The sequence below is a fragment of the Maritimibacter sp. HL-12 genome (assembly GCF_900177545.1).
GTDB lineage: Bacteria > Pseudomonadota > Alphaproteobacteria > Rhodobacterales > Rhodobacteraceae > Sinisalibacter.
Genome location: NZ_FXBQ01000001.1, coordinates 2152822 through 2179392, shown reverse-complemented (window position 1 = coordinate 2179392; position 26571 = coordinate 2152822). Strand labels below are relative to the sequence as shown.

Below are 26571 nucleotides of genomic sequence, written 5' to 3'. Positions count from 1 at the left end.
TCCGATTGCGGCCCGGGCGTTCCGCATTCCCGCCCGAATTGAAGCCAAGAATGACCGAAGGTGAAGGTTCAAGGTAACGAGTTCAAAGCGCCCGGAGCGGCGCAGGGAGAGTATGGATGAAGAGAATGTCTCACCGGTTCGCGCGGCGTGAAGATGGGAGCGTGACAATCGATTGGGTGGTGCTGCTGGCCGGGCTTGTGCTTCTGGCAATCTCGGTCGTCGGCATCCTGGCAAGCGATGTCATCGACCTCGGCACCACCGTTTCGGACCAGGTGGAGAGCATGGCGGATCATTCACCAGGTTGACCCGGTTCCCCAGAGAACCGTTCCGACGGCGGCGCGCTTGGCAGAGCGCGCCGCCGTTACCTCTTCACGCCTCGGGTTCGATCACCCTCAGGTGAAGCTCGCGCAGTTGCGCGTTGTCGGGCAAGCTCGGCGCGCCCATCATCAGGTCTTCGGCGCGCTGGGTCATCGGGAAGAGCATGACCTCGCGGATGTTCTCCTCCTCGGCCAGCAGCATCACGATGCGGTCGATCCCCGCCGCACAACCGCCGTGGGGCGGCGCGCCGTAGTGGAAGGCCCCCGCCATGCCGCCGAAGCGCCGGCGCACCTCGGCCTCGTCGTAACCGGCGATCTCGAAGGCCTTGAACATGATCTCGAGCTTGTGGTTGCGGATCGCGCCCGAGAGGATCTCGGCCCCGTTGCAGGCAAGGTCATACTGGTAGCCGAGCACGTTCAGCGGATCGCCTTCCAGCGCCTCCAGCCCGCCCTGCGGCATCGAGAACGGGTTGTGCTCGAAGTCGATCTCGCCGGTTTCCTCGTCCTGCTCGTAGATCGGGAAATCGACGATCCAGGCGAAGGCAAAGCGGGCGCGCCAGTTCTCGTCTTCCGGGTCTTTCGGGGTCTCGGCCCAGATCACGTCGCGCGCAAGCCCCGCGACCCGCTGGAAGCTCTTGGGCTTTCCGCCGAGGAAGAAGGCGGCATCGCCAACGCCAAGGCCAAGCTGCTGGCGGATCGCCTCGGTGCGCTCGGGGCCGATGTTCTTGGCGAGGGGGCCGGCGGCTTCGATCCCGTTGTCGCCTTCCCGCCAGAAAATATACCCCATCCCCGGCAGACCCTCTTTCTGGGCAAAGGCGTTCATCCGGTCGCAGAACTTGCGGCTGCCGCCCTTCGGCGCGGGGATGGCGCGCACCTCGGTGCCTTCCTGTTCCAGCAGTTTGGCGAAGATCGCGAAGCCCGAGCCGCGGAAATGCTCGCTCACGTCTTGCATCCTGATCGGGTTGCGCAGGTCGGGCTTGTCGGTGCCATACCAGAGCGCCGAGTCGCGGTAGCTGATCTGCGGCCAGTCGGCGTAGGCATCCACCTTGCGGCCCTCGGCGAACTCGGCAAACACGCCTTCAAGCACCGGGCCGATGGTGTCGAACACCTCCTGCTGCTCGACAAAGCTCATCTCCATGTCGAGCTGGTAGAAGTCGGTGGGCGAACGGTCGGAGCGCGGGTCTTCGTCGCGGAAACAGGGCGCGATCTGGAAATACTTGTCGAAGCCCGACACCATCAGGAGCTGCTTGAACTGCTGCGGTGCCTGCGGCAGGGCGTAGAACTTGCCGGGGTGCAGCCGCGAGGGCACGAGGAAGTCGCGCGCGCCTTCGGGGGAGGACGCGGTGATGATCGGGGTCTGGTATTCGCGAAAGCCCTTGTCCCACATCCGCTTGCGCATCGAGGCCACCACGTCGGAGCGCAGCTTCATGTTTTCCTGCATCTTCTCGCGGCGCAGATCGAGGTAGCGATAGCGCAGGCGGGTTTCCTCCGGGTATTCCTGTTCGCCGAACACCATCAGCGGCAGTTCGTCTGCCGCGCCGAGCACTTCCATGTCCTGGATGAACACCTCGATCTCGCCGGTCGGCAGCTTGGGGTTCACCAGGCTGTCTTCGCGCGCCAGCACCTTGCCGTCGATCCGGATCACCCATTCCGAGCGCACCTTCTCGACATCGGCAAACACCGGGCTGTCGGGGTCGGCGAGCACCTGGGTGACGCCGTAATGATCGCGCAGGTCGATGAACAGGATGCCGCCGTGATCGCGCACGCGGTGCACCCAGCCGGAAAGGCGGACGATGTCGCCCACGTTTGTCTTGCGAAGGTCGGCGCAGGTGTGGCTGCGATACTTGTGCATTGTCGTCCCCTGGGGCTCGAGTGTCATCCGCGCCGATACAGCGCGCGCCGCCCGGGAAGTCAAGCCTAGCGCCCTTGCGTGAGGGCGCGGGGTCGGGTTTTTGGGAAAAATCTTTACTTTTTCGGGCGTGTGGCAAAAGAATTGCCCCCGTGAACAGGCAGGATGCCACCTTGCGCGAAAAGCGCAGGCAAAGAGCAAGGAGACTGAAAGCGCACCGGCCCGCTCGGGCCGGGGAAAGGGGCCGTGATGTGGACCACGCTGCTTGACCGGATGCTGACCCATATCGTGCGCAGGGGCACGCTGCGGCTGACCCTGCCTGACGGGACCAGTCGGAGCTACGGCCGGGGCGAGCCGGAAATCGCGCTCAGGCTGACCGACTCGGCACTTCCTTTCCGCATCCTGCGCAACCCGTCGCTGGCCATCGGCGAGGCCTACATGGCGGGCACACTCGAGGTTGAGGGCGACGATCTGAGGGGGTTCTTCCGGCTGATCATCCCGAACGTCAACGCCACCGGCCAGCCATGGTTTCTTGAACCTTTGCAACTCGCGCGGCGCGCCCGGCGGCGGCTGAGGCAGTTCGCGCCGGTCGGCAAGGCGCAGCGCAACGTCTCGCACCACTACGATCTTTCGCGCGCGCTTTACGATCTCTTCCTCGACGAAGACCGGCAATATTCCTGCGCCTACTTCGCGCATCCCGAGATGACGCTCGAAGAGGCGCAGGCCGCCAAGAAACATCACATCGCCAAGAAGCTGTGCATCGAGCCGGGCATGCGGGTGCTTGATATCGGCTGCGGCTGGGGTGGCATGGGGCTGACGCTGGCGCGGGATTACGGTGCCGAGGTTGTCGGGGTGACACTCTCGAAGGAACAGCACGCGCTGGCCACCGAGCGTGTGCGCGCGGCCGGGCTGGAGGGCAAGGTCGATTTCCGGCTGTGCGACTACCGCGAGGTCAGCGAAACCTTCGACCGGATCGTTTCGGTCGGCATGTTCGAGCATGTCGGCGTGCCGCATTACAACGAGTATTTCGGCTTCGTGCGAAACGCGCTGGCCGACGACGGGCTCGCGCTCATCCACAGCATCGGCCATGTCGGCCCGCCCAACGAATCCGAGCCATGGATCGTGAAGTACATCTTTCCGGGCGGCTACACCCCTGCGCTCTCCGAGATGCAGCGTGCGATCGACCGGCAGTTCCTCGTCACCAGCGATATCGAGGCGCTTCGGCTCCACTATGCCAAGACGCTGGGACACTGGCTCGACCGTTTCATGGCCCGCGCCGATGAAGCGCGCGCCCTCTACGATCATCGCTTCGTGCGGATGTGGCGCTGGTATCTTGCGTCGATGGAAGCCTCGTTCGAGGTCGGCACGCTCCTGGTCTACCAGGCCCAGCTTGCCAAGCGGCTCGATGCGGCACCGATCACCCGCGATTACCTATACCATGCCACCAACCTGCCCGGTGCCTCGCGATAAGCCGCCGCCACTCCCTTCGCGGCCGGTGAACCCGCCAGATCAAGCCTTGCGCCCGGTGGCACCATGTCTATAACCCACGACAATTTGCGTGCGCGGGGGAATCCCGCCCGTCAACCGCTGCTGCCAAGGGGTCCGATATGCCGAAGAGAACCGATATCAACTCGATCATGATCATCGGCGCGGGGCCTATCATCATCGGGCAGGCCTGCGAGTTCGACTATTCCGGCGCACAGGCCTGCAAGGCGCTGCGCGAGGAAGGGTACCGGGTGATCCTCGTCAACTCCAACCCGGCCACGATCATGACCGATCCGGAGATGGCCGACGCCACCTACATCGAGCCGATCACCCCCGAGGTGGTGGCCAGGATCATCGCCAGGGAAAAGCCCGACGCCCTCCTGCCGACGATGGGCGGGCAGACCGGGCTCAACACCGCGCTGGCGCTCGATGACATGGGGGTTCTCGCCGAACACGGCGTCGAATTGATCGGAGCCAAACGCGAGGCCATCGAGATGGCCGAGGATCGCAAGCTGTTCCGCGAGGCGATGGACCGGCTCGGCATCGAGAACCCGCGCGCGACCATCGTCACCGCGCCCAAGCTTGAGAACGGCAGGCGCGACCTGCGTGCGGGCCTGGACCTTGCGATGGAGGTGCTCGACGATATCGGCCTGCCCGCGATCATTCGGCCGGCCTATACGCTCGGCGGCACCGGCGGCGGCGTGGCCTACAACCGCGAAGACTACGAGCGGCTCTGCCACTCGGGCATGGATGCCAGCCCGGTCGGCCAGATCCTCGTCGACGAAAGCCTGCTCGGCTGGAAAGAATTCGAGATGGAGGTCGTGCGCGACAAGGCCGACAACGCAATCATCGTTTGCGCGATCGAGAACATCGACCCGATGGGCGTGCACACCGGCGACTCGATCACCGTCGCGCCCGCGCTGACCCTGACCGACAAGGAATACCAGATCATGCGCACGCACAGCATCAACGTGCTGCGCGAAATCGGGGTGGAAACCGGCGGCTCCAACGTGCAATGGGCGGTCAACCCGGTCGACGGGCGCATGGTCGTGATCGAGATGAACCCGCGGGTGAGCCGGTCCTCGGCGCTGGCCTCGAAGGCCACCGGCTTTCCGATCGCCAAGATCGCGGCCAAGCTCGCCGTGGGCTACACGCTCGACGAGCTGGACAACGATATCACCAAGGTCACGCCCGCGAGCTTCGAGCCGACGATCGACTACGTGGTCACCAAGATTCCACGCTTTGCATTCGAGAAGTTTCCCGGCTCGAAGCCCGAGCTGACCACGGCGATGAAATCGGTCGGCGAAGCGATGGCGATCGGGCGCACGATCCACGAGTCGCTGCAAAAGGCGCTCGCCTCGATGGAAACCGGGCTGACCGGGTTCGACGAGATCGAGATCGAGGGCGCGCCGGAGAAGGCGGCGGTGATGAAGGCGCTGTCCGACAAGTCGCCCGACCGGATCCGGGTGATCGCGCAAGCCATGCGCGAGGGGCTGACCGACGACGAGATCAACGGCGTGACCGACTTCGACCCGTGGTTCCTCGCCCGGATCCGCGAGATCGTCGAGGTCGAGGACGAGGTGCGGCGCAACGGCCTGCCGGTGTCCGAAGAGGGCCTGCGCGCGCTCAAGATGATGGGCTTCACCGATGCCCGCCTCGCCACCCTCACCGGGCGCGACGAAGACAACATCCGCCGCGCCCGGATCAACCTTGGCGTCACCGCGGTGTTCAAGCGGATCGACACCTGCGCCGCCGAGTTCGAGGCGCAGACGCCCTACATGTATTCCACCTATGAAGCCCCGATGATGGGCGAGGTGGAATGCGAGGCGCGGCCCTCGGATCGCAAGAAGGTGGTCATTCTCGGCGGCGGCCCGAACCGGATCGGACAGGGCATCGAGTTCGACTACTGCTGCTGCCACGCCTGTTTCTCGCTGACCGATGCCGGATACGAGACGATCATGGTCAACTGCAACCCAGAGACCGTCTCGACTGACTACGACACCTCCGACCGGCTCTATTTCGAGCCGCTCACCTTCGAGCACGTGATGGAAATCCTGCGCGTCGAGCAGGAAGCGGGCACGCTGCATGGCGTGATCGTCCAGTTCGGCGGCCAGACCCCGCTCAAGATCGCCGGCGCGCTGCACGAAGCGGGCATCCCGATTCTCGGCACCACGCCCGACGCCATCGACCTCGCCGAAGACCGCGAGCGGTTCCAGGATCTGGTCAACCGTCTCGGGCTCAGGCAGCCGGTCAACGGCATCGCCTCGACCGACGAGCAGGCCTTTGCCATAGCCGAACGCATCGGCTTCCCGCTGGTGATCCGCCCGTCCTACGTTCTGGGCGGCCGGGCGATGGAAATCGTGCGCGACATGGACCACCTGCGCCGCTACATTCGCGAGGCGGTGGTGGTCTCCGGGAAAAGCCCGGTTCTGCTCGACAGCTACCTCTCGGGTGCGGTCGAGGTCGACGTGGATGCGCTCTGCGACGGCAAGGAAGTCCACGTCGCCGGGATCATGCAGCACATCGAGGAGGCCGGCGTGCATTCTGGCGACAGCGCTTGCTGCCTGCCGCCGCACTCGCTGCCCAAGGACGTGATCGCCGAGATCGAACGCGAGACCGAGGCGCTGGCGCTGGCGCTCGGCGTGGTCGGGCTGATGAACGTGCAATTCGCGGTCAAGGATGGCGAGGTCTACCTCATCGAGGTCAACCCGCGCGCCAGCCGCACCGTGCCCTTCGTCGCCAAGGCCACCGACAGCGCGATCGCCTCGATCGCCGCCCGCCTCATGGCTGGCGAGCCGATGAGCAATTTCCCGATGCGCGCAGCAGGCACCAAGGGGGCAAGCCCGCTCACCAGGGTGAACCCGAACATGCCGTGGTTCTCGGTCAAGGAGGCGGTGCTGCCCTTCGCCCGTTTCCCCGGCGTCGATACCATTCTCGGCCCCGAGATGCGCTCGACCGGCGAGGTGATGGGCTGGGACAAGTCCTTCCCCCGCGCCTTCCTGAAAGCGCAGATGGGAGCCGGCACGCACCTGCCCGAAAGCGGTTGCGTCTTCATCTCGATCCGCGATGACGACAAGACCGCCCAGATGCTGGAAACCGCTCGCACCATCAGTGCGCTCGGTTTCTCGATCTTCGCGACGCGCGGCACCGCCGCCTGGCTCACCGAGAACGGCATCGAGGCCGAGACGGTGAACAAGGTCTACGAGGGCGGGCGCACCATCGTCGACCGCTTGAAAGACGGTGAAGTGCAACTGGTGTTCAACACCACCGAAGGTGTGCAGGCGGTGGAAGACAGCCGCGAGATCCGCGCCGTCGCGCTCTACGACAAGATCCCCTACTTCACCACCGCCGCCGGTGCCCATGCTGCAACGCTGGCGATGAAGGCCCGCGAGGAAGGCGAGATCGAGGTAAGATCACTGCAGGAGTGACGCGCGGGCCCATCGTTGCCCGATGCACGCAGGCCTATCGAGACGGCAAGAGCGGGTAGAGCACGATGGCCAGAACCACGAGGCCGGCCAGGATGGCCAGCCGACCCAGTGCGGTGATCAGAACAGACGTCGCGTAGCTCTTACGCTTGAGGGGCCGAAAATGGCCCTTTGGCGACGACGAGCGCGGGTTCGGGATGATCCGCTCAAGTTTGCGGGCTTGTCTGCGGTGCCTGATGCGTCTGAATGAAGCAATCATCGGAAATGCTCGATCCGCCTTCGGGAACGAAACCGTGCACCGGGTTCCGGATCAAGGCAAGCCGGCCCGCGTTTTCTTTTGCTCGCTTTTCTAAGCGGCGCTCGCTGAAACGGCGCGGATAAAGGCCGTAGGTCCGCGCATGGTTCGTGGCGGTCAGCGCGACGAAGCGCGGCAGGTCGATCCGGCCTTTCATCACGCCTTCAGAAAACAGGATCGGCAAGTGCGTCTCTACGCCGGGGATACCGTTCGGGATGTGCCGGAAGCTCCGTAGTCCGGCGGGCGAACGCTTGCCGGTGTCGCCAGCGTACCGGAACGGACAGTGATCCGAGGAATACAGGTCGAAAAGGCCGTTCTGAAGCCCGCGCCAGCAGTTTTCCTGTTCGGTGCGGGCCCGGCCCTGCATGGCGCGGTCTCGGAAAAACCGAGGCAACGCCCGTTCCGCGCCCCGTCATGAAACCGTTACCGGGTCTTGTTAACGAGGGCGCATGATTACGGATGCGCCTGTTCATCGGCCCTTCGCTCTTCAGGCAATGAAGATCGCCAAATCCTTCGGTGATACCAAGGTTCTGCGCAACATCGACCTTGACCTCGCCCCGTCCGAGGTGGTGGCCCTTCTGGGTCCGTCCGGCTGCGGCAAGACCACGCTGTTGCGCATCGCTGCCGGGCTGCTCACGGCAACCTCGGGGCAGATGGAGATTGCCGGCCGGCGCGTCGTCGATGGCTCCGGCTTCAATGCCCCGCCCGAGCGGCGCGGGATCGGCATGGTGTTTCAGGACTACGCCATCTGGCCCCACCTGAGCGTTTTAGACAACGTCGCCTTTCCCTTGCGCATGCGTCGGCAAGGCCGCACCGAGCGGGGGGGCAACGCGATGCGCGCGCTGGACCGCGTGGGGCTGTCGCATCTCGCGGATCGCTTTCCCGGCACGCTGTCGGGCGGGCAGCAGCAGCGCGTGGCGCTGGCGCGGGCGATCGTGGCCGAGCCGCCGCTGGTGCTGTTCGATGAACCGCTCTCGAACCTCGACCGCGAATTGCGCGAGGGCCTGGCCCTTGAGATGGGCGCATTGCTGCGCGAGTTGGGGCTTTCCGCCATCTACGTCACCCATGACCAGTCCGAAGCCTTCACCATTGCCGATCGCGTGGCGGTGATGCTCGACGGCGAGATCGCGCAGATCGACACGCCAGAGCGGCTGTTTTCCTCGCCGGCCTCGGTCGAGGTGGCGCAATTTCTCAACATCGGCGCGCTGATTGACGGCAATGTCTGCCAGACGCGGGGCTTCACCTGCAACCGCGACAGGTTGAACCTGCCCGACCTGCGGCAGTCGGCACCAACCGGGCCAGCGCGGGTTCTGATCCCGCGCACCGCCGTTCGCCCCGATCCGGCCGGTGCGCTGATGGCACAGGTGTTGCGCTGCCAGTTTCAGGGCGACCGATACCTTCTGCATCTTGGTCTCGGCGGCGATGCTGCAAGCCTGGTCTGCCCGGCAGATCAGCCCGCTCCCCTCCACAGCCAGATCTCGTTGGCGATCGATCCCGATCGCTTGCGTGTCTTTCCTCACTGACCATCCAAAACAGGAAGTTCCAATGCTCAGAACAACACTCCTCGCCGCCTCGCTCGGTCTCATGACGGGCGCCGCCAATGCCGAAACTCTCACCGTCTACACCGCTGGCCCGGGCGGCCTGGCCGATGCGCTGGCCGAAGCTTTTCAGGCCGAAACCGGAATCGCCGTCGAATTGTTCCAGGCCACGACCGGCAAGGTCATGGCGCGGCTCGAGGCCGAGGAATCCAACCCGCAGGCGGATGTTGTCGTCTCGGCAAGCTGGGGGTCGGCAGAAGACATGCACGCGCGTGGCCTGCTGATGGAATACACCTCGCCCAATGCCGACACGGTCCCCGATTTCCTGAAACACAGCCACTACACGGCGCAGGGCATTTCCGCTTTGGCGATGGTCTGGAACTCCCAAAGCGGCGTTGCGCGCCCGAACGAATGGGCCGACCTGACCGATGAAGCCTATCGCGACCTGATCACGATGCCGGACCCGGCACAATCGGGCGCGGCGTTCGACCTTGTTGCCGGACTTGAGGCCGCGATGGGCGACGAGGCCTGGACCCTGCTCGCCGGACTGGCCGACAACCAGATGATCGTGCCCGGCCCCAATGCCGCGGCGCTGAACCCGGTTCTGCAAGGGGCCAAGGCCGTCGTGTTCGGTGCGGTGGATTACATCAGCTATGGCCGCGCGGCGGCCGGGGAATCGATCGAGGTCATCACCCCGGCGAGCGGCACCGTGATCGCACCACGTCCGATCATGATCCTGAACTCCACCGACAACGCGGACGCGGCCAAGGCGTTCGTCGATTTCGTGCTGTCCGAGGCCGGACAGGCGCTCGTGTCGCAAACCTACCTGATGCCGTCGCGCACCGATATCGAGGGCCTGCGTCCGGGAATCAATGATCTGAGCGTGATCGATGTGGATGCCGATGCGGTGTCCGCCCGCCGCGACGAGATCATCGCCCGGTTCAACGAGACCGTCATCAATCGCTGATCCCACCCGACGCTTGCGTATGGCCCCGACCGGTTTCGGGGCCATACCTGTTTTTCCTGCCCTGAAAGGTCGGCCCGGATGGTGCGCACGCAATCAATCCTGACGGTTCTCGCTGCTTCAACGCTGTTGATCCTCGTCGGCCTGCCGGTCCTGTTCATCATCCTGCAGGCGATCTTCCCCGACTTCGCGCGCGGATCGCTCGAAGGTGCCTTTTCCAAGCTTGTCATCATCACCGAGAACGACCGCCTCTTGCTGCAGGCCCGCAACACCTTGATGCTCGCATTCTCGGTGATGCTGGGAAGCCTGCTCTTTGGCCTGCCGATCGGGGTGCTGCGCGGGTTGTTTCACATCCCGGGTGCGCGCGGCTGGGACGTCGTGTTCCTGATCCCGTTCCTGATCCCCCCCTTCATCGCCGCGATTGCCTGGATGATGACGCTGCAACCGCGCGGTTATCTGTTCCAACTTCTCGGGTTCGACATGGGCGACTTCCTGTTCAGTTTCACCGGGGTCGCCTTCGTGATGACGCTGAACCTGTTTCCGCTGGTCTATTTCGCGGTGTCGCGCGCGCTGGAGATGGTCGGCGGGCGCTTTGCCGCCGCGGCGCGCGTGCACGGCGCGCGCAAGTTGCAGGCGTTCTTCCTGATCACCTTGCCGCTCTCGATCCCGGCCATCGCGGCCAGCCTCTTGATCGTCTTTGCGATGTCGATCGAGGAATTCGGCACGCCCGCCGCCCTGGCCGCGCGCACCGGCTTCGAGGTGCTGGTCACAGGCATCTACAACCGCCTGTCGGACTGGCCGATCGACCTCTCCGGCGCGGCGCTCGGCTCGGTAATGCTGATGGCAATGGTGCTCGCCGCCTTCACGCTTCAGAACTGGATCGCCACGCGGCGGTCCTACATCAGCCAGACCGGGAAACCCGCCGATCTGGACCAGGCCGATCTCGGGGCGTGGCGCTGGCCCGTGCTGGGGCTGTTCGCGCTGGTCGCCGCGATTGGCGTGGTGATCCCGCTTGCGGCAATTGCCGTCACCTCGTTCACGGCGACGATCTCGGGCGGGCTCAGTTGGTCGAATTTCGATACCTGTCACTATGCGGAGATCTTTCAGCAAGGCAGCCGCGCGGTTCAGGCCCTGATAACCAGCGGATGGCTGGCGGTTCTCACGGCCCTGGCCACCGCCGCGATTGGCGGGCTGGTTGCCTATATCGTCGTGCGCGGCACCGGCAGGGGGCGCGCGCTGATGGACGGGTTGTCGGTCCTGCCCAATGCCATCCCGGCCATCGTTCTGGCGGTGGGGATCATCCTGGCCTGGAACTCGCCCTATCTGCCGATCTCGCTCTACGGGACCGCGGCAATCCTGCTGATCGCCTATATCGGCATCCTGCTGCCCTACCCGATCCGCTATGCCATTGCCCGGCTTCGGCAGATTTCCGGTTCACTGGACGATGCCGCACGGGTGGCGGGCGCGAGCCAGATGCAGGCGCTGCGCCATGTCACCCTGCCGCTGATCGCGCCGTCGCTGATTGCCGCAATGATGCTGGTATTCGCCATCGCCTCGCGCGAACTGGTTGCGTCGATCATGTTGGCCCCGGCGGGCATGCGCACGGTGGGCACCTTCGTTTTCGCGCAGTTCGAACAGGGCTCGGTTCAGACCGGCATGGCAATGAGCATGATCGCGATCACCATCACCTCGGGCATCTTGCTCGCGGTCAACCTGTGGCTGGCACGGCAGGGCAGCAGCGCGTTTTCCGGCTGATGCCGGAAGGGCACGCCGAAAACCTGCATCGGCCCGCTTGACCGTCGAGCCAAGGTGCTGGCCGGTCGCAGAGCACGGCCCGGATCGCGCTTGGCGAGGCCGCTCAGATGATCCGTTTGCGGATCGTGGACGAGAGTTGCTCGAAGGCAACTACCACCACGAGGATGACGAGGATGATCGCAGCGGCCTGATCATAGCGGAACAGACGCATCGCGGTGGACAGTTCAACGCCGATCCCGCCCGCTCCGACAAGGCCAAGCGTGACCGCCGAGCGGATCGCCTTTTCGACACTGAACAGAGATGTCGCTGTCATCGAGGCGAAGCTTTCCGGCAGGATCGCACCCAGGATCACCGACAGACGGCCCGCCCCGGTCGAGGTCAGAGCCTCGGACGGGCCCTTCTGAACCTCCTCGAAGCGTTCGGAATAGAACCGTGCGGCAAAGCCGATGGTGTCCATGATGATGGCAAGGATACCGGCAAGCGGCCCAAGCCCCACGGTCACCACGAAGATCAGCGCCCAGATCAGATCGGGGATGGTGCGCGAAACGGAGATGACGAAACGGGCAAAGGTGCGCACCAGCGCATTCGGTGCGGTGTTGCGCGCCGCCAGAAGTGCCAGGGGCACCGAGAGGATGCAGCCGAAGGTCACTCCGACCACCGCGATGTTCAACGTCTCCAGCATGGCATCGGCGATGTTGGGCGCGCGCGAGAAATCGGGCGGCACCGCCTGCCCGAGAAACCGCACGAGATTGCTCGCCCCCCGCACCAGCCGGTCGAGCGAGATGTCGGAGGCGACGATGCCCTGGATAAAAAAGGCCGCAAACCCCACCACCAGCACCCAGGTAAGCGCCGAAGGTGCACGGAAACGGGGCGGAATGTTCGTGTGCTCGCTCATGCCGCGACCCCCGCAGGCTCGTCGTCCTGATCGGTCATCCCGGAATAGAGCGCGTTGAGCTGCTCGGTGTCGGTGTCTCCGATCGCCGCATCGACCGCGACCCGGCCGGCCTTCAGGCCGATGACCCGATCGGCATATTCGCGCGCGAGATCAAGCTGGTGCAGGGTGCACAACATGCTCAACCCTTCCTCGCGCACAACCCGCCACAACAGGTCAAGCACCTCGCGCCCGGCTTTCGGATCAAGGCTGGCAATCGGTTCGTCGGCGACGACGACGCGGGGGGCCTGCATCAGCATCCGGGCGATCGCCACCCGCTGCTGCTGGCCGCCCGACAGTTCCGCCGGGCGGTGGAGGGCGCGGTCGACCATCCCCACCCGTTCGAGACTGTGCATCGCGCGCGCGCGTTCCTCCGCACTTGCCGTCAGGCTCAGGCAGCCCAGCAGGCCCAGGCGGTGCCGCCCCATCGCCCCGAGGAGCACGTTCTGGAAGGCGCTCAACTGTGGAACGAGGTTGAATTGCTGAAAGACATATCCCATGCCACGCCGGATCTCGCGCAGCCGGGTGCCGGAGGCGGTGGACAGGGTTTCGCCGTGGATCCGGATCGTGCCCGACTGCGGCTTTTCCAGCGCGTTCAGGCTGCGCATGAGGGTTGACTTGCCGCAGCCATTCGCACCCAGCAGAACCACGCCCTGTTGCGCCGGGATACCCAAGGTCACGCCGCGCAAGACCTCCAGTTTGCCGTAGCTGACACGCAGGTCTTCGGTCTCGATGGCAGGGGTCATGGGGCAATCCTTTCAGGTATCCGCGCAGAAACGGCAAAGGGCGACCGATCCAACTGGATGGTCGCCCCGCCGGTTTAAGGGAGTGCGTCAGTCGTCGAGCGGAATGCCGGCGACTTCGTAGGCCATGCGCACGACGTCGTAGATCGCCGGGTCGGTTTCGAACGACATGTAGGCGTCGCGCTCGATGAACTTGTCGGCGTTGCGCTCGGTGGCGGTGAGGCTTTCCCACAGCACGTCGGCATGCTCGGCGAGGGTGGCGCGCAGCGCGTCACGGCAGTCCTGGGGCAGCGAGGCGCGCATGACGACCGGGTCGCCGGGAAGCGTATCGGTTTGCGCCAGCAGGCGATACTCGGTGTCGGGATCCTGCTTGCGCACCGCGTCCCAATCCTTGTTGCCGCCGCCCATCGCGTCGACATCGTCGTTGATCAGAACCTGGATCCGCGCATCGCCCGCCATGATGATCTCGGCGTCGCTTTCGGGGTCGAGCCCGGCTTCGGCCATCAGCATCATCGGGAAGATGTGGCCGGAAGTGGAGCCCACGTCCTTCAGCGCCACGCGCTTGCCCTTCAGGTCGGCAAGCGTCTGGATGTCGCTGTCGGCCTTGACGACGAAGCTTGACCCGTAATGCGGGCGCACGATGGAGAACAGGATGTCCATCTTGGCCAGTTGCTGGAACAGCACGAACTCCGACGGCCCGGCAAAGACGAACTCGACCTCGTCAAACTGCAGCGCGGTGCCCGCGGCGGTCCGGTTCGACAGCGAATAGAGCGCCAGTTCCACCCCGGTCAGCTCTTCGAAGGTTTCGGCGAAGGGGCCGAAGGCTTCCGACAGGTCGCCCATGCCTTCGATGCCGGTATCCGCCATCCGCAGCGGCGACGGGCAAACCTCAGCCACGGATTGAGCGGAAGCAGCGCCGGCAAGAAGCACGGTGGCAATGGCGGCGGGCATAGTGAGGCGGTGCAAACTGAACATGTCTTGAATCTCCAATGAAAGCTGATCTCCGCCCCTCCTAGTGGCCCGAGATCACAGGCGTATGACAGCCGGCCAATCGCTTGGGGGAATGCGGGAAAAGGACGGCTGGCCTCTGCGTGCAGGTCGATCCGCTTTGCGCACCGGTGCGCGTGGTGCGACAAGGCAAGGCCGACCGCCGCCCTTGGTGCGCGATCCTCGGTCAACGCGGCCGGGGAAAATCAGCCGTTTCGCCTTGGCCCCCTTGCCTTCGCGCATGCCCATCGTCTCGTCGGCGCCTGCGGGGGAAAAACATCCGCGCATGATGCACCGGAACCGTTGCGGGCCTTGGTCAGTTCATACCTTCGGGAAAGTGGCGCGCTGGGGAGGATTCGAACCCCCGACCCCTTGATTCGTAGTCAAGTACTCTATCCAACTGAGCTACCAGCGCGCGGACAGGCGGGATTTAACGGCCCTGTCCGGGCATTGCAAGGGGCAATCCGCAGCTATTCCGCTTCACCCGTGCCAAACCCGCGCGGCAGGCAAATGGCGAAAACCGTGCCATCCTCGCCGGTGCGCACAAGCTCGAGCCGCCCGCCGTGGCCGCGCGCAAGCTCGGCGGCGATGGCGAGGCCGAGCCCGGTGCCGCCCTTGCGCCCGCCTGCGGCAAACGGCTGGAACAGAAGCTCGCGCGCCTTCTTCGGCAGGCCCGGTCCGGTATCGGTCACGGTAATGACCCATTCCTTCGGGTCCTCGCGCGCCGCAACCATGATCTCGCCCGCCTTGCCGGTCGCCTCGATCGCCTGGCGCGCATTGCGCACGAGGTTGCGCAGTATCCGGTAGAGCTGCTCGGGATCGGCCCGCAGGGTGAGGCCCATCGGCACGTCCTCGGCGTAGGAAATATCGTGATCGCCGGTCGCCATGCGCTCGCTCTCGACCACGTCGTTCACCACCTCGGAAAGCGCGGTCAGCGTCAGACGCGGCGCGGGTTCCTCGGCGCTGCCGAAGGCAAGCGTCGACTCGGTCAGGTTGACGGCGCGGTTGATCGACCCGATCAGCTTGGGCAGCGCACGTTGCACCATCGGGTCTTTGCTCATCTCCACACGATCGGCAAAGAGCTGCGTGGTGGTGAGGATGTTGCGCAGATCGTGACTGATCCGCGCCACCGCGCCGCCAAGCTGGGCGAGACGGTCCTTCTGCTTGAGCGCGGAAGAAAGCTGGGTTTCGAGGTTGTGCAGCGCCTCCTCGGCCTCGCGCAACTCGCGCAGCCGGGACGAGGGTGTAAGCACGCGGCGCGCGTCTTCCGGTGCCTGGGCAAAGGAGGCCATCGCGCCCACCACCTTGCGCACCGGCCGCACGAAGAGCATCCGCACCGCGAGAAACAGCAGCCCCCCGGTGATCACCGAGATCACCAGCGAAAGCTGGAAGATGCGCCAGCCGTAATCGAGCATCGCCGCGCGCAGCGGGCCCGAGGCCATCGTCACCTCGATGACCAGGCCGCCTGCGCGCACCGGGTCGCCGATCACCCGGATCACCTCGTCGTCCGGGGTCACCAGCCGGTGCATGGCATCGCGGATCAGCACGATGGCGCCGGGATCTCGCAGGTCGAAACTTGCCATCGCCGGGCTGGGCACGGGCGACGACAGCATCAACTCGCGCGCCTCGTCGCGCAGCAGCACCACGTTGAACACCTCGGCATTCTGCAACAGTTCCTGCTCCAGTTCCTGGTCGATCATCTCGTCGGCCAGCAGCACGAGCGAGGCGATCTGTGCCCGCTCGAGCCGGGTGCGCAGGTAGTCTTCGCGAAACCGGGCGACCGACGGCACGAAGATCAACACCTCCGCGAGCATCACGAAGGCGATGGTCAGGATCAGGAACCGGCCCGAAAGCGAATTGATCATCGGCCTCTCCGCGCGCCTTGCCTCAGGGCACGAACCTTTGCACGGCCCGCACGAGGCGCTTCACATTCGGATTATCAAATAGACGCGGCGAGAAATAGGTGCCAGCGGCGCGTTTGGAAATTTCTCCCATCGTCGGATAGGGCGCAACCATCCCGGCAATGGCACTCATCTTCAACCTTGCAGAGAGCGCCAGCGCCCAGAGCGCAATGTGCTCACCCGCCTCCGGCCCCACCAACGTGGCCCCCACCGGGCGGCCTTTGCAGACCATCACCTTCAAAAAACCTTCGGTGCGCCGGGTGGCCACCGCGCGATCATTGCCGGCAAAATCGGCACGCACCACTTCCAGCGCCGCGCCATGCGCCGCGCGCGCCTCGGCTTCGGTCAAACCAACCTGGGCCAGTTCGGGCGCGGTGTAGGTCACCCGCGGAATATGTTCCGTGCGCGCCTTCGCCGGCAGACCGAACAGCATCGACCGCACGATCACCCCGGCGTGGTATCCCGCAACATGCGTGAACTGCATCCCCCCCGCCACGTCGCCAATGGCATAGACGCGCCGGTTTGTTGAACGCAGTCGGTCGTCGACCTTCACGCCCGCTTGCGTCGTCTCCACCCCGGCCTTGTCCAGATCGAGCCCGTCGATGGTCGCGACCCGCCCGGTGGCGACGAGAAGATGCGAGCCAGCCAGCGTTCTGCCATCATCCAGAACGATCTCGATGCCATGATCGGAGCGGCCAACCCGAACCGGGACCGCACCTTCTTCAATCGCTACACCTTCTGCCTTGAGCGAAGCGGTGACGTGTGCGACCGCCTCGGGATCGTCACGCCCCAGCGCGCGGAACGGTTCGATCACGGTCACGTCACAACCGAGGCGGCGGTGGGCCTGCGCCATCTCCATGCCGATCGGGCCGCCGCCGAGGATCAGCAGGTGGTCCGGCCGTTCGACCAGATCGAAGATCGTCTCGTTGGTGAGATGCGGGGTCTCGGTCAGACCCGGCACATCGGGCAGGCGCGGCCGCGAGCCGGTGGCGATCACGATCCGCCGGGCGCGCACCGTCGTGCCCTCCACCGTCACCGCGCGCGGCCCGGTGAAGCGCGCGAATCCCTTGAGCACCGTCACCCCGAGCGCCTCGAAGCGTTCGACCGAATCATGCGGGGCAATCGCGGCGATGGTGGCGCGCACATGGTCGTGCGCTGCCTCCCAGCCCATGCCCGAAGCGGCCGCGTGCAACAGCGCCTTCGACGGCACGCAGCCCGCGTTCAGGCAATCGCCGCCCATCGCACCGGCTTCGATCAGCACCACGCGGGCCCCCATCTGCACCGCACCCGCCGCCACCGAGAGGCCGCCCGACCCGGCACCGATGATACAGATATCCGTGTCGATCCGGGTCATAGCCGCGCCTCCCTGCGAAACATCTTGATCACCATCGGCAGCGCCGCCAGCGCGGCGAGGCCGAGCAGAGGCCCGAGGATATGCGGCTCGAAGATCACCCCGAGGTCCGGCTGCTCGCCCGCCGCCAGAACCTCGCCAAGACCGGCCCCCACCGAGGTATAGACCAGCCCGCCCGGCACGATGCCGAGCGCGGTGGTGATCGCGAACCGGCGCAAGGGCACGTTGAGCAACGCGGGCAGAACGTTGGCAACGAAGAACGGCACCACCGGCACCAGACGCATCAGGAACAGCACCGACCACTGGTTTTCGTCGATCCCCCGTTTCAGCCGCTGCACCGCGCCGGGCGTCGCGTCGATCCGCGCGGCGAGGCGTTCGCCAAGGCCCATGCGGGCGGCCAGAAAGATCAGGATGGCACCGAGTGTCGCCCCGGTAAGGTTGAACAGCACCCCAGGGAACAGGCCGAACAGAAAGCCGCCGGTGAGCGTCGCCACCGTCGCACCGGGCAGTGACAGCGCCACGATGACGATATAGGCGGCGACGAAGCCCAGCGCGGCAAACAGGTAATGCGTCGTCACCAGCCCGACCAGCGCCTCGCGATGTTGCGCCAGCGCCTCGAAGCCGAGATATGGCCTGAGAAACGCGGCACCGACAAGCGCCACGGCGAGAATGGCGAGAAAGGGCAATTGCCTGAGCAGGCTGGACTTCACATTGTTCATCGGACCTCCCCGGGGGTTCGGGCGAAGATGCGCGCTGGCCACGCGCTTGCCCACCCCCCGTAACCCCGTGTCACGCCCGATTGATCCCGCGCGTGCGAATGTTACAAGATTGTCGAAAATCCCCGCCGCGGTGTTTGACTTGCCGCCAAACCCCGCCTATAGACCGGGCTTCGAATGTATCGGCTCCCGAATCCACCGGGGTTCTGGGGCTGCGTGAAACGGAGACGGGCGATGAAACGCACCTACCAACCCTCGAACCTCGTTCGCAAGCGCCGCCACGGCTTCCGTGCGCGCATGGCGACGAAAGCCGGCCGCAAGATCCTGAACGCGCGCCGCGCCCGGGGCCGCAAGTCGCTCAGCGCCTGAGCCGCGACGCCCCAAGGCTGCAAATGATGAAACCGCCGGAGGCCCCCGTGACGACGGACCCGCCCCCGGCGGTTTCCGTTTGCCTGGAAACCCTCAAGAACCGCACCGATTTTCTCGCCTGCGCCAAGGCGCGCAAGGCCCCGATGCCGGCGTTTCTCCTGCAGGCCCGCAAGCGCGATGAGACCGCCGCGATCCGCGTCGGCTTCACCGCTTCGAAAAAGGTCGGCAACGCGGTCACCCGCAACCGCGCCAAGCGACGGCTCCGGGCGCTGGCCCGCGAGGTGCTGCCCGTCTTTGCCGAGCCGGGCTGGGATTACGTGCTGGTCGCCCGCCGCGACGCCACCACCCTTCTGCCCTTCCACGAGATGCGCGCCGACCTCCTGCGCGCCCTCGCCAAGTTGCACGGCAAGCGCCCTGCCTCTTGACCCGCGCCCCTGCTTGGTGAAAATCGCTTATCTTAATGTTTGAATGTTCGCGCCCGCGAACACCTGGGAGGATATGGAGGATATCATGGCATTCGAATTCAACGGCCAATCGGTCGAGACCACCGCAACCGGCTATCTCGTCAACCTCGAAGACTGGAGCGAAGACCTCGCCCGCGCCATGGCCGACGCCGAAGAAGTCGGCGAGTTGACCGAGCGGCACTGGGACGTGATCAACTACCTGCGCGAAGAATACTTCGACAACCGCGAAAACCAGCCCAACACCCGCGCGATCATCAAGGCGATGAGCGACAAGTGGGGCGAGAAGATCAAGCAAGACGCGCTCTACACGCTGTTTCCGCTCGATCCCTCCAAGCAAGGCGGCCGCATCGCGGGCCTGCCGGAAAGCCGGCGCAAGGGCGGCTACTGAGCCGACAGACTCTCAGCTTTCCTTTGGGGCATTTCAGATCGCTTCTTGGGTCCGAAAATACCTCGGGGGGTAAGCCCGGAACGGGCAAGGGGGGCAGCGCCCCCCTTCCAACCGATCATGCGCGGCGCAGCCGCTCCGCCAGGCAACACCCCAATGCGCCGCATCCCGCGCCTCTGGCCAGCGCGTCCCTGCCCACCTATATCGGCTCCATGAGTCCTTTTGCCTTCCTTCTCTCGCTGCCCGTGCGCGCCTATCGCGCGGTGTTGAGCCCCTGGGTTGGCCATTCCTGCCGCTACCAGCCGACCTGCTCGGCCTATGCGCTGGAGGCACTGGAAAAGCACGGTGGCCTGCGCGGCGGATATCTCGCGGCGAAGCGCATCCTGTCGTGCCACCCGCTTGGCGGGTCGGGCTATGACCCGGTGCCGGAACCCCGCGAAAAAGACACACCGAACGAGAACTGACCTTCGGTCTTCGCGGAAAACGTGTCGCAAGCGCCACAGATTGCGACATTGAGTCACGCTGTATCTGGCGCTTTTCTTCATTGGTGCTATTGAAACGCCGTCCGTCACAGTCAGCAGGGAGGGCGTTTCATGAAGTACATCGCATTCGCCGCCCGCCGAGTCGGACCATTCGCCCGCGGATCGCTCACCAGCACCTGCTAGGCTCCGGCCCGATTCGGGCCATCCCGATATTCCAGACATCCGGAAACCGCCCGCGCGGCGCGTGACCCGTTCTTGCTCATATTTCTTTAGGAGGCCGGTGCCCGCCGGTTGATCCCGATGACCCATACGACCCCAACCGCCGGGGACCTGCCCCCCGGCCTGGCCCTGGACCACCTGCTGGACCGGCACGGCATCGGTGCGGTGCTGCGCGCACTTGCCGCCGCCATCCTGCGCCGCCGTCGAAAACGGCGCGACGCCGGCACCTTGCCCGACCACCTTCGGCGCGATATCGGCTTGCCGGAACAAGGCGGGTCGGCACCGCGGATGCGGGGCCCGTGGATGTAATTGCGCGAGCCGGAACCGGTATCGGCAAGCGCGACGCCGCTTGCCCGGTGCCGCCCGCAAGCGTATGACGCGGCCATGTTTGACAACACCGACGATATTCCCCCGCTGCTCGCCGGCGCGCCCTCGACCACCGAGTTCAAGAAGCTGCGCAAACGCATCGTGCGCGGCGTGCGCGAGGCGATCGAGCAATATGGCATGGTCGAGCGCGGTGCGAGGTGGCTCGTCGCGCTGTCCGGCGGGAAAGACAGTTACACCCTGCTCGCAGCACTCACCGAGCTGAAATGGCGCGGCCTGCTGCCGGTCGAGCTGCTGGCGGTCAACCTCGACCAGGGCCAGCCCGGCTTCCCGGCCACGGTGCTGCCCGCCTTTCTCGAAAAGATGGGCGTGCCGCACCGGATCGAATACCAGGACACCTATTCGATCGTCACCGACAAGGTGCCCCAGGGCCGCACCTATTGCGCGTTGTGTTCACGGCTCAGGCGTGGGCACCTTTACCGGATCGCGCGCGAGGAAGGATGTTCGGCGCTGGTGCTCGGTCACCACCGCGACGATATCCTCGAAACCTTCTTTCTCAACCTGTTCCACGGCTCGCGGCTGGCGACGATGCCGCCCAAGCTGGTGAACGAGGAGGGTGATCTCTTCGTCTACCGCCCGCTCGCCCACGTGGCCGAGGACGATTGCGCGCGTTTCGCCTCGGCGATGTCCTATCCGATCATTCCCTGCGATCTCTGCGGTTCACAGGATGGGCTCCAGCGTCAGCAGATCAAGGCGATGCTCGACGAATGGGAACGTCGCAGTCCGGGACGGCGGCAAAAGATGTTCAAGGCGCTGTCCAACACCCGACCTTCTCACCTGCTCGACCCGGCGCTGTTCGATTTCGCGGGGCTGACGCGCGGCGACGCTGGATCGGGCGACGTGTAAAACCTCGGCACGTGTTAACCCCCGGTTGACTCGCGCGCCCTAGAGTGTCTCCCGAAGGGCGGTTCCGCCCGGTCGAGGAGGCACGGCGCATGGCGTTTTCCACCGGCAGTCAGAAGCGCCCGTTGCGGCAGGCAATCCGCAACGCATTCGTCGGGCCGCAACTCACGGCCTTTCTTCCGGCGATCATGCTTGGCGCTTACTGGTTTGGCGGCGAAGGCGTGCTGCTCGTCGCCGCGGTCATCCTCCCCGCGCTGATTGCGTTCACGGGCCTTCTCGGCACCGGCACCGGTACCGGCGCGCGCACCGGCCGCGATGCCGTCACCGGATTGCCGGGGCGCGACCAGCTCGTGCGCCATCTGGATGCAACCGCGCGCAGCGGAGATGACGACGGGGCGGCGCGCGTCGGTATCGTGCTCGAAATCGACAATTTCACCGGCCTCGAATCACAATATGGCGAAAGCGGTACGGAAGACATCTTGCGCCGGGCCAGCGAGCGGATTGCCGGCATCCTTCGGCGCGACGATTTCGTGGCAAGCCTCGGTCAGGGGCGATTCGGCATGGCGCTCGAAAAGACACCCCGTGTCGATCTTGAAACCATGATCCAGCTTTCAGGCCGCTTGCAGGACGCGCTCGCGGCGCCGATTTCGCTCGGTGGCGCGCGGTTGCTTGTCACCGCGAGTGTCGGTTTCGCGCTGCCGAGCCGGGTGCCCGAACACACCGGCGAGGCCCAGCTTGCCGCCGCCGAAAGTGCATTGGCGGAGGCGCAAAAATCCGGGCCGGGCTCGGTGCGGGCCTTTGCCCGGGGCATGCGGCCCCGCGTGGCACTGCCCGACAGCCTCGGCAAGGACATTGTCCGCGCCCTTGAAGAGGGCCAGATCCGGCCGTGGTTCCAGCCGCAGGTTTCCACCGACACCGGCGCGATCACCGGCTTCGAGGCGCTTGCGCGCTGGGAGCACCCGCAAAAGGGAATGATCGCCCCCGGTGCCTTCCTGCCCGCAATCGCCCGCGCCGGCCTCTTCGACCGGCTTGGCGAGGTGATCCTTTTCCACGCGCTGACCGCCTTGCGCGAATGGGATCGGGCAGGGCTCGCAGTGCCGACCGTCGCCGTCAACTATTCGCCCGACGAGTTGCGCAACCCCAGCCTTTTCGACAAGATCCGCTGGGAGCTCGACCGCTTCGATCTTGCCCCGGACCGCCTCACCATCGAGGTTCTTGAAGACGTCGTGGCACGGTCCGACGATGACATGGCGACGCGCAACATCGCCGCGCTGTCGAAGCTGGGTTGCCCGATCGACCTCGACGATTTCGGCACCGGTCACGCGTCGATTTCCAACATTCGTCGGCTTGACGTGAACCGGATCAAGATCGACCGCTCCTTCATCACCCGTGTCGACACCGATCGCGACCAGCAGAACATGGTCGCCGCGATTCTGACGATGGCCGAGCGGCTCGGGCTGCAAACGCTGGGCGAAGGCGTCGAGAGCCATGGCGAACACGCGATGCTGGCCCAACTCGGCTGCGGTCACGTGCAAGGCTATTCCATCGCCAAGCCGATGCCCTTTGCCGAGACGGGCGCGTGGATCACGGAACACCAGCGCAAGATCGGCAATCCCCCGCGCATCCCGCGGCAGGCGAGCTAGGCACGCGCCCCCCGGGCGCGACCGGCCCGGCCAACCTCGCCGCGCAAAAGGCGCACGGGTGAACCGGTGCGCCCGCAACAGCAAATTCCGCACGGCGGCCCGGCAATGCCCGGCACCGGCTCCGGGGTGGCGGCACGGCGGACCACCCGGCCGTCACGCGCGGGGACCAGATGCTGCCGCGCACCGCCGGATCCCCGGAAATCCGGGAAAACCGCTTGACCTTTGGCCCCCTCCCCTGTTGAACCACCGTGACCGAAAACCGACGTGGTGGACCGATGAAAACCCAGACTCAGAACACGATCCTGGCTCTTGTGCTGAGCTTCCTGGTGATCACGGCCTGGACGCTTCTGTTCCCGCCGGCGCAGCCCGAACTCGACACCTCGGCGCCGCTCGCGGGTGAGACCACCGAAGGCAGCGACGTGGTAACCCCCCCGGCCGAAGGGGTCGACGCCACCACCTCGGCAGGCACGGCGACCTCGCCCGGCGAAGACCGCACCTCGGCGCTCGAGGACAGCCCGCGTATCGAGATCGATACCCCCGATCTGGAAGGCTCGATCACCTTGCTCGGCGGCCGGATCGACGATCTGCGCCTCAAGGGCTACCGCGAAACGATCGACGAAGACGCCGCGATCGTCAGCCTGTTCACACCCGCCGGACAGGATCACGCCTATTACGCGCTCTATGGCTGGGCCCCCGGCGGCGAACTGGAACTTGGCGACGTGCCCGGCGCGATGACGGAGTGGCAGATCGAAAGCGGCGAGCGGCTGACGCCCTCGACGCCGATCACCCTGGCCTGGACCAACGCGCAGAACATGACCTTCCGCCGCACCATCGCGGTTGACGAGCACTACATGTTCACCATCACCCAATCGGTCGAGAACGGTTCCGGCGAGAACCAGCGCCTCGCCCCCTACGGCGTGATCGCGCGCCACGGCACGCCGGACGATCTCCGGGGCTTCTTCATCCTGCACGAGGGTGTCGTGCGCCAGACCGACCAGGAGCTTTCCGAGATCAGCTACAAGGACGTGACCAATCTTGATTTCGACCCGCGCGAAAGCGCCGCGGCCGAAACCAAACAGGTCACCGAGAACGGCTGGATCGGGTTCACCGACCACTACTGGATGACCGTGCTCGCCCCCGAGCCGGGTCAGCCCTTCACCTCGGTCGCCAAACACGCCGCCAGCGCCGACATCTACCAGACCGAGATTCGCCTGCCGACCGTCGAGGTCGCCGCGGGAGAGCGTGCAAGCACCACCACGCGGTTGTTCGCCGGCGCCAAGGAATGGGACACGATCCGCGACTACGAGAAATCGGAAGGGATCTACCGCTTCCTCGATTCGATCGACTGGGGCATGTTCTTCTTCATCACCAAGCCGATGTTCGCAGTGCTGCACTGGCTCAACGTGCTGATCGGAAACATGGGCTGGGCGATCATCGGGCTCACCTTCGTGATCAAGCTGGTGCTGTTCCCGCTGTCCTACAAATCCTACGTCTCGATGGCCCGGATGCGCGAGCTCCAGCCGGAAATGGAGAAGATCAAGGAGCGCGTCGGCGACGACAAGCAGGCGATGCAGAAGGAGATGATGGAGCTCTACAAGCGCGAGAAGGTCAACCCGGCCTCCGGCTGTCTGCCGATCCTGTTGCAGATCCCGATCTGGTTCTCGCTCTACAAGGTGATCTTCGTCACCCTCGAGTTGCGCCACGCGCCCTGGATCGGCTGGATCCGCGATCTCTCGGCACCGGACCCGAGCTCGATCTTCAACCTCTTCGGCCTGCTGCCCTATGCAGCACCCGGCCCCGACAGCCTGGTCGCCTTCTTCTCGCTCGGCATCCTGCCGATCCTGCTGGGTGTCTCGATGTGGCTCCAGCAGAAGCTCAACCCGGCCCCGACCGACCCGACCCAGGCGATGATCATGGGGTGGCTGCCTTGGGTGTTCATGTTCATGCTGGGCACCTTCGCCTCCGGTCTCGTGCTCTACTGGATCGCCAACAACGTGCTGACCTTCACCCAGCAATACACGATCATGCTGAGCCACGGCCACAAGCCCGACCTGTTCGGCAACATCCGATCGAGTTTCAAGAGAAAGCCGAAGGACGAGAAGAAATGATCGCGCATGTCGCTGAGGTCTGGCGGCATCCGATCAAGTCTCACGGTCGCGAGCGTCTCACGCATGTGCTGCTGACCGAGGGCAAGGCGATCCCGTGGGACCGCCGCTGGGCGGTGGCGCATGAGCGCTCCTGCTTCGATCACGAGCGCCCGTCCTGGCAGCCTTGTTCCGAGTTCAAACGGGTCGCCCATTCCCCGAGCCTGCAGGCGATCACCGTGCACTGCGACATGCCGTTCCAGCGCCTCACGCTGAGCCACCCCAAGCTGCGCGATCTCACCATTAATCCCGACGACGAGAACGACGCGCTGGATTTCATCCAGTGGGTAATGCCGATCAGCCACGGCGGCCGCCTGTTGCCCGCACGCCTGGTGCGCGCACCGGGCAAGTCCATGACCGACACGAGCTATCCCTCGATCTCGCTGATCAACATGAACTCGCACCGCGAGGTTGCCGCCCATCTCGGCCAGAAGCTGTCGCCCAATCGCTGGCGTGGCAACCTGATCCTTGAGAACGTCGATGCTTTCGCCGAGCGCGACTGGATCGGCAAACGCATCCGGGTGGGTCTCGCCGAGCTGGAAATCCGTGAAAGCATCACCCGATGCGCCGCGACCCAAGCCAGCACCCGCACCGGCGAACGCGATGCCGACACGCTGGGCGCGCTCAAGGCGATCCTTGGAACGCCGGAAATGGGCGTCTACGCCGTGGTCACGAAAACCGGCGATCTGCGCGCCGGTGATGCCATCGAGGTTCTGGAATGACCACGCCCCTGCCCTTTCCCGAGGCCGATACGCCCGATACGACCGCGCGCGAGGCGGGGCGGCTGCTGTTCGCCGCGCCCACCGAGTTCGTCAAGGGTGTGGTGGCGATGGACGGATTGCCGCCAGACGACCGGCTCGAAGTCTGCTTTGCCGGGCGCTCGAATGTTGGCAAATCGTCTCTGATCAACGCGCTCACCGGCCGCAAGGGCCTTGCCCGCGCCTCCAACACGCCGGGGCGCACGCAGGAAATCAACTTCTTCACCACCACCGGCGGCCCCTATCTCGTCGACCTTCCGGGCTACGGTTTCGCCAACGCGCCGGTGAAGGTGGTGGAGAAATGGCAGCGCCTGCTCAAGGCCTATCTTGCCGGTCGCGCCAGCCTGCGCCGCGCCTTCGTGCTGATCGACGCGCGCCACGGGGTGAAGGCCGTCGACGAAGAGATCATGGCGCTGCTCGACCGCGCCGCCGTCACCTTCCAGGTGGTGTTGACCAAGGCCGACAAGATCAAGACCGACGAGCGCGCGCGCGTGCTCGACCAGGTCCGAGCCGCCTTGGCGAAACACCCGGCAGCCTATCCCGAACTGGTGGTGACCTCCTCGGAAAAGGGCGACGGCATCGAAACCCTGCGCGCGCTCATCGCGACGCTGGAATAGGTTTTC

At 65.3% G+C, this 26571-nt stretch carries 24 protein-coding genes and 1 tRNA gene; 16 read left to right on the top strand and 9 right to left on the bottom strand.

The features are described 5' to 3' along the window. Positions 1-161: 161 nt before the first annotated feature. Entirely contained in the window at positions 162-305 is a 144-nt protein-coding gene (locus B9Y97_RS10945) for a hypothetical protein (RefSeq protein WP_254900898.1), read from the top strand. A gap of 64 nt (positions 306-369) precedes the next feature. On the opposite strand, the gene aspS is transcribed toward B9Y97_RS10945, so the two are convergent. Further along, complete coding sequence (gene aspS / locus B9Y97_RS10940) at positions 370-2169, bottom strand: aspartate--tRNA ligase (RefSeq protein WP_085526770.1); 1800 nt, start codon at positions 2167-2169, stop codon at positions 370-372. Positions 2170-2415: 246 nt separating this feature from the next. Between aspS and B9Y97_RS10935 the strand changes: the two genes are divergently transcribed. Continuing rightward, entirely contained in the window at positions 2416-3636 is a 1221-nt protein-coding gene (locus B9Y97_RS10935; protein WP_085526769.1) for an SAM-dependent methyltransferase, read from the top strand. 137 nt (positions 3637-3773) lie between these two features. Then, positions 3774-7079: a carbamoyl-phosphate synthase large subunit gene (gene carB, locus B9Y97_RS10930; RefSeq protein WP_085526768.1), complete on the top strand. Its 3306-nt coding sequence runs from the start codon at positions 3774-3776 to the stop codon at positions 7077-7079. Positions 7080-7282: 203 nt separating this feature from the next. Here the strand turns inward: carB and B9Y97_RS18440 are convergent, their stop codons facing one another. Continuing rightward, complete coding sequence (locus B9Y97_RS18440; protein WP_217809450.1) at positions 7283-7738, bottom strand: hypothetical protein; 456 nt, start codon at positions 7736-7738, stop codon at positions 7283-7285. 127 nt (positions 7739-7865) lie between these two features. Between B9Y97_RS18440 and B9Y97_RS10920 the strand changes: the two genes are divergently transcribed. The 3 genes from B9Y97_RS10920 to B9Y97_RS10910 all read left to right on the top strand — a co-directional run bounded on the left by B9Y97_RS10920 (position 7866) and on the right by B9Y97_RS10910 (position 11628). Then, the gene (locus B9Y97_RS10920) at positions 7866-8894 is read left to right on the top strand and encodes an ABC transporter ATP-binding protein (protein ID WP_254900897.1); all 1029 of its coding nucleotides are present in this window, start codon (positions 7866-7868) and stop codon (positions 8892-8894) included. Positions 8895-8916: 22 nt separating this feature from the next. After that, positions 8917-9876, top strand: a complete 960-nt coding sequence (locus B9Y97_RS10915; RefSeq protein ID WP_085526766.1) for an ABC transporter substrate-binding protein — start codon at positions 8917-8919, stop codon at positions 9874-9876. A gap of 78 nt (positions 9877-9954) precedes the next feature. Further along, on the top strand, positions 9955-11628 hold the full coding sequence (locus B9Y97_RS10910; protein WP_085526765.1) for an ABC transporter permease: 1674 nt from the start codon (positions 9955-9957) through the stop codon (positions 11626-11628). Positions 11629-11731: 103 nt separating this feature from the next. Here B9Y97_RS10910 and phnE read toward each other — a convergent pair whose 3' ends face one another. The 7 genes from phnE to B9Y97_RS10875 form a co-directional block, all read right to left on the bottom strand. After that, complete coding sequence (gene phnE / locus B9Y97_RS10905) at positions 11732-12523, bottom strand: phosphonate ABC transporter, permease protein PhnE (protein ID WP_085526764.1); 792 nt, start codon at positions 12521-12523, stop codon at positions 11732-11734. Continuing rightward, the gene (locus B9Y97_RS10900; protein WP_085526763.1) at positions 12520-13305 is read right to left on the bottom strand and encodes a phosphonate ABC transporter ATP-binding protein; all 786 of its coding nucleotides are present in this window, start codon (positions 13303-13305) and stop codon (positions 12520-12522) included. Before B9Y97_RS10900 ends, phnE begins: the two co-directional genes overlap by 4 nt. Before the next feature lie 87 nt (positions 13306-13392). Beyond that, positions 13393-14277, bottom strand: a complete 885-nt coding sequence (locus B9Y97_RS10895; RefSeq protein ID WP_085526762.1) for a phosphate/phosphite/phosphonate ABC transporter substrate-binding protein — start codon at positions 14275-14277, stop codon at positions 13393-13395. 350 nt (positions 14278-14627) lie between these two features. Beyond that, a tRNA-Arg gene (locus B9Y97_RS10890) sits at positions 14628-14704 on the bottom strand. 55 nt (positions 14705-14759) lie between these two features. After that, complete coding sequence (locus B9Y97_RS10885) at positions 14760-16154, bottom strand: sensor histidine kinase (protein WP_085526761.1); 1395 nt, start codon at positions 16152-16154, stop codon at positions 14760-14762. A 22-nt stretch (positions 16155-16176) separates the two neighbouring features. Continuing rightward, the gene (locus B9Y97_RS10880) at positions 16177-17544 is read right to left on the bottom strand and encodes a dihydrolipoyl dehydrogenase family protein (RefSeq protein WP_085526760.1); all 1368 of its coding nucleotides are present in this window, start codon (positions 17542-17544) and stop codon (positions 16177-16179) included. Next, complete coding sequence (locus B9Y97_RS10875; protein WP_085526759.1) at positions 17541-18260, bottom strand: TVP38/TMEM64 family protein; 720 nt, start codon at positions 18258-18260, stop codon at positions 17541-17543. Before B9Y97_RS10875 ends, B9Y97_RS10880 begins: the two co-directional genes overlap by 4 nt. 231 nt (positions 18261-18491) lie before the next feature. Between B9Y97_RS10875 and rpmH the strand changes: the two genes are divergently transcribed. The 10 genes from rpmH to yihA all read left to right on the top strand — a co-directional run bounded on the left by rpmH (position 18492) and on the right by yihA (position 26565). Then, positions 18492-18626: a 50S ribosomal protein L34 gene (gene rpmH, locus B9Y97_RS10870; RefSeq protein WP_005980833.1), complete on the top strand. Its 135-nt coding sequence runs from the start codon at positions 18492-18494 to the stop codon at positions 18624-18626. A 26-nt stretch (positions 18627-18652) separates the two neighbouring features. Next, positions 18653-19051 (top strand): ribonuclease P protein component, encoded by a 399-nt coding sequence (gene rnpA / locus B9Y97_RS10865; RefSeq protein ID WP_085526758.1) that lies wholly within the window; start codon positions 18653-18655, stop codon positions 19049-19051. Between the two features lie 85 nt (positions 19052-19136). Next, positions 19137-19478, top strand: a complete 342-nt coding sequence (locus B9Y97_RS10860; RefSeq protein ID WP_085528213.1) for a TusE/DsrC/DsvC family sulfur relay protein — start codon at positions 19137-19139, stop codon at positions 19476-19478. Between the two features lie 209 nt (positions 19479-19687). Then, positions 19688-19939 carry a membrane protein insertion efficiency factor YidD gene (yidD, locus tag B9Y97_RS10855; RefSeq protein ID WP_085526757.1) on the top strand — a complete coding sequence of 84 codons (252 nt, stop codon included), beginning with the start codon at positions 19688-19690 and terminating at the stop codon, positions 19937-19939. 318 nt (positions 19940-20257) lie between these two features. After that, positions 20258-20485, top strand: coding sequence for a hypothetical protein (locus B9Y97_RS10850; RefSeq protein WP_085526756.1), 228 nt, complete (start codon positions 20258-20260; stop codon positions 20483-20485). 75 nt (positions 20486-20560) lie between these two features. Beyond that, the gene (ttcA, locus tag B9Y97_RS10845) at positions 20561-21406 is read left to right on the top strand and encodes a tRNA 2-thiocytidine(32) synthetase TtcA (RefSeq protein ID WP_085526755.1); all 846 of its coding nucleotides are present in this window, start codon (positions 20561-20563) and stop codon (positions 21404-21406) included. Positions 21407-21495: 89 nt separating this feature from the next. Beyond that, a complete protein-coding gene (locus tag B9Y97_RS10840; RefSeq protein ID WP_085526754.1) occupies positions 21496-23046 on the top strand; it encodes a putative bifunctional diguanylate cyclase/phosphodiesterase in 1551 nt (516 codons plus the stop codon). A gap of 275 nt (positions 23047-23321) precedes the next feature. Continuing rightward, a complete protein-coding gene (gene yidC / locus B9Y97_RS10835; protein ID WP_085526753.1) occupies positions 23322-25154 on the top strand; it encodes a membrane protein insertase YidC in 1833 nt (610 codons plus the stop codon). Next, a complete protein-coding gene (locus B9Y97_RS10830) occupies positions 25151-25912 on the top strand; it encodes an MOSC domain-containing protein (protein WP_085526752.1) in 762 nt (253 codons plus the stop codon). Before yidC ends, B9Y97_RS10830 begins: the two co-directional genes overlap by 4 nt. Further along, a complete protein-coding gene (gene yihA, locus B9Y97_RS10825) occupies positions 25909-26565 on the top strand; it encodes a ribosome biogenesis GTP-binding protein YihA/YsxC (protein ID WP_085526751.1) in 657 nt (218 codons plus the stop codon). Before B9Y97_RS10830 ends, yihA begins: the two co-directional genes overlap by 4 nt. Positions 26566-26571 lie beyond the last annotated feature (6 nt).

Excerpts from the sequence above, each read along its gene's own strand:
- rpmH (WP_005980833.1), top strand. The coding sequence starts at position 18,492 with ATGAAACGCACCTACCAACCCTCGAACCTCGTTCGCAAGCGCCGCCAC.
- B9Y97_RS10920 (WP_254900897.1), top strand. The coding sequence starts at position 7,866 with ATGAAGATCGCCAAATCCTTCGGTGATACCAAGGTTCTGCGCAACATC.
- yihA (WP_085526751.1), top strand. The coding sequence starts at position 25,909 with ATGACCACGCCCCTGCCCTTTCCCGAGGCCGATACGCCCGATACGACC.
- B9Y97_RS10860 (WP_085528213.1), top strand. The coding sequence starts at position 19,137 with ATGGCATTCGAATTCAACGGCCAATCGGTCGAGACCACCGCAACCGGC.
- rnpA (WP_085526758.1), top strand. The coding sequence starts at position 18,653 with ATGAAACCGCCGGAGGCCCCCGTGACGACGGACCCGCCCCCGGCGGTT.
- aspS (WP_085526770.1), bottom strand. The coding sequence starts at position 2,169 with ATGCACAAGTATCGCAGCCACACCTGCGCCGACCTTCGCAAGACAAAC.
- B9Y97_RS10840 (WP_085526754.1), top strand. The coding sequence starts at position 21,496 with ATGGCGTTTTCCACCGGCAGTCAGAAGCGCCCGTTGCGGCAGGCAATC.
- B9Y97_RS10830 (WP_085526752.1), top strand. The coding sequence starts at position 25,151 with ATGATCGCGCATGTCGCTGAGGTCTGGCGGCATCCGATCAAGTCTCAC.
- B9Y97_RS10875 (WP_085526759.1), bottom strand. The coding sequence starts at position 18,260 with ATGAACAATGTGAAGTCCAGCCTGCTCAGGCAATTGCCCTTTCTCGCC.
- B9Y97_RS10910 (WP_085526765.1), top strand. The coding sequence starts at position 9,955 with ATGGTGCGCACGCAATCAATCCTGACGGTTCTCGCTGCTTCAACGCTG.
- B9Y97_RS10880 (WP_085526760.1), bottom strand. The coding sequence starts at position 17,544 with ATGACCCGGATCGACACGGATATCTGTATCATCGGTGCCGGGTCGGGC.
- yidD (WP_085526757.1), top strand. The coding sequence starts at position 19,688 with ATGAGTCCTTTTGCCTTCCTTCTCTCGCTGCCCGTGCGCGCCTATCGC.
- B9Y97_RS10885 (WP_085526761.1), bottom strand. The coding sequence starts at position 16,154 with ATGATCAATTCGCTTTCGGGCCGGTTCCTGATCCTGACCATCGCCTTC.
- yidC (WP_085526753.1), top strand. The coding sequence starts at position 23,322 with ATGAAAACCCAGACTCAGAACACGATCCTGGCTCTTGTGCTGAGCTTC.
- B9Y97_RS10935 (WP_085526769.1), top strand. The coding sequence starts at position 2,416 with ATGTGGACCACGCTGCTTGACCGGATGCTGACCCATATCGTGCGCAGG.
- B9Y97_RS10900 (WP_085526763.1), bottom strand. The coding sequence starts at position 13,305 with ATGACCCCTGCCATCGAGACCGAAGACCTGCGTGTCAGCTACGGCAAA.
- B9Y97_RS10915 (WP_085526766.1), top strand. The coding sequence starts at position 8,917 with ATGCTCAGAACAACACTCCTCGCCGCCTCGCTCGGTCTCATGACGGGC.
- ttcA (WP_085526755.1), top strand. The coding sequence starts at position 20,561 with ATGTTTGACAACACCGACGATATTCCCCCGCTGCTCGCCGGCGCGCCC.
- carB (WP_085526768.1), top strand. The coding sequence starts at position 3,774 with ATGCCGAAGAGAACCGATATCAACTCGATCATGATCATCGGCGCGGGG.
- B9Y97_RS10895 (WP_085526762.1), bottom strand. The coding sequence starts at position 14,277 with ATGTTCAGTTTGCACCGCCTCACTATGCCCGCCGCCATTGCCACCGTG.
- B9Y97_RS18440 (WP_217809450.1), bottom strand. The coding sequence starts at position 7,738 with ATGCAGGGCCGGGCCCGCACCGAACAGGAAAACTGCTGGCGCGGGCTT.
- B9Y97_RS10850 (WP_085526756.1), top strand. The coding sequence starts at position 20,258 with ATGACCCATACGACCCCAACCGCCGGGGACCTGCCCCCCGGCCTGGCC.
- phnE (WP_085526764.1), bottom strand. The coding sequence starts at position 12,523 with ATGAGCGAGCACACGAACATTCCGCCCCGTTTCCGTGCACCTTCGGCG.